This window comes from Candidatus Symbiopectobacterium sp. NZEC135 (assembly GCF_025962695.1).
Genome location: NZ_JAGFPF010000261.1, coordinates 1 through 2,062, shown reverse-complemented (window position 1 = coordinate 2,062; position 2,062 = coordinate 1). Strand labels below are relative to the sequence as shown.

General features: G+C 49.3%; 2 protein-coding genes. Both read right to left on the bottom strand.

Annotation, left to right across the window (positions count from 1 at the left end):
• The coding region (locus tag J5224_RS25655) for a winged helix-turn-helix domain-containing protein (protein ID WP_264628023.1) at window positions 1-811 on the bottom strand (811 nt) is incomplete at its 3' end.
• A 235-nt stretch (window positions 812-1,046) separates the two neighbouring features.
• Window positions 1,047-1,904 (bottom strand): DMT family transporter, encoded by an 858-nt coding sequence (locus J5224_RS25650; protein WP_264628022.1) that lies wholly within the window; start codon window positions 1,902-1,904, stop codon window positions 1,047-1,049.
• Window positions 1,905-2,062: the final 158 nt, after the last annotated feature.

The following is a 2,062-nucleotide window of genomic DNA, read 5'->3' as shown; positions in this document are numbered from 1 at the left end:
GTTGCTCGCCGGCAACCTGTAACGCTACCTGGCTGGTCAACAACAGTTTTATATGGGGAGCCAGGTGCAGGAGAAACGTAATAACTGGTTCCAGTTCACTAATTACATGTTCACAGTTATCAATCAGCAGTAAACATCGACGCCGTGCAAGCTGTTGCCGTAAATCGGCATCATTATGAATGGCAGCTAATGGAAGATGGAGCGCTTGTGAAATAACAGATAGCAAGCTGGATGCTTCGGTGATATGCGCCAGTTCAGCCACACATATTCCATCAGGAAAATGCGAGTGTGTAAGGCTGACGACTTCCCATGCCAAACGAGTCTTACCCACGCCCCCTGAGCCTGTAATCGTCACCAGACGGTATTGATCCAATAAGGCGCATAATTCCTGCACAGCTTTATCACGCCCCAGAATCGACGCTAGAAAAGGGGTAACAGCGGGCTCAGGTATTTCTGATTTAGAGAGCGGTTCAGTTGGCAGTTTATTGATATTAAAGCGATAACCACAACCAAATTCAGTAATCAGTAGATGGCGGTCATGATCCAGTATGCGGCGTATAGCTGAAATTTGTGCCTGAAGATTATTTTCTTCGACAATTTCATTTCCCCACACTTGAGTAAGTAAAGATTCTTTACTTACCGCTTTACCTCCAGCACTCGCCAGAACAACCAGAACGTCAAAAGCTCTGGCAGAAATTCTTACTGGCTTACCCCGATGTAACAGAATCCTTAGCTGTGGCCAGATTTGCCAGTCAGCAAAGTGAATCTCATCAATTGATATCATAGTGTTGAGATCTTCTGTTTTGAGCATCACGAACTCTCGCTATGGAGTAAGCCATTTCTAACGAAAGCGGTTATCAGAATCAGGCTACATGTTGAATGTGTTGCATCGGAGTATCACTATTCAATACCACTTTTACCGTTAATGATTATAAAGCCAATAGTGCTATGTGGCATAGCTTTGCGATCAAACTGGTGATGAAAACTGAACTTCGACGAACGATCCACGCTGACAATAAGGCGACGATTGGCATCCAACGAAGCGATCAAAGGCTAATTATTGCGACGCCGGTCAGCACCACCACTGCACCGGCAATCCGGCGTGCCAGATGATTTTCACGAAACAGCCAGTACGAAAGAAGGGAGCCGACAATAATGGATGTTTCCCTGAGAGGAGCGACGAGTGCCAATGGCATGCTCTGCATGGCTGTCAGTACAAGGATGTAGGCAAGGGGAGAGCATACAGCAATGATAAGGATTGGGATGATATCCACACGTACAGCAGTTGGAATGCGATTTCGTCGCCGCATCGCACCAGGGGTAAGAATCAGACTCTGTAGCAGGAGTGTGCTGGCGTAGTAGCGCACTGGATCCAGGTGCAGAGAGATTACCGAATAACCGTCCCAGAGTGTATAGCCAGCGATGGCGGTGCCTGTCGCTGCCCCCCAAAGCATTCCCTGTAGTGGTCGGCTTCCGCTCCTGAACGGATTGCCGGTGACAACGAAAATACCAGCGATAACGATAAAAGCGCCGAGTAAAGCGCCTGGTGAAAGCCGTTCTCCCATGAGAAGGGTTGCAAACAGTATCGTCAGAACTGGTCCACTTCCTCGGGCAATCGGATAAACAACACCCAGTTCGGCGCGCTCGTAGCCAGCCTGCAAGATTAGAGAATAAGCGATATGAAGTGCAGACGAGATAACTGCGCCGACAGCGAGTCTCCAGTCGAGTTCCTGTTGTCCCTCAACTATCAGAATGAGGCTGAACGGGACCCACAGCAATGCTGAGGCACAGCTGTACGCCCAGACGAACACAAGAGTGTCTTCCCTCTTGTATTTTGAGGCTATATTCCATACTGCATGAGCTACCGCAGCAGTAAGAATCATTGCTACCGTGCTGAACTGCATCAGGACATATCGGGCAAATCAATACCCGCCCGTTCAGCCCGGCGACTTTGTTCTTTATCCCGCAGAGTGAGAGCAGCGACCAGCGTATCAATAACGACGAGCTGGGCCAGTCGACTCCCGGCAGCGGCCATCTGTGCCGGGAGTGGCATTCCGCCAAC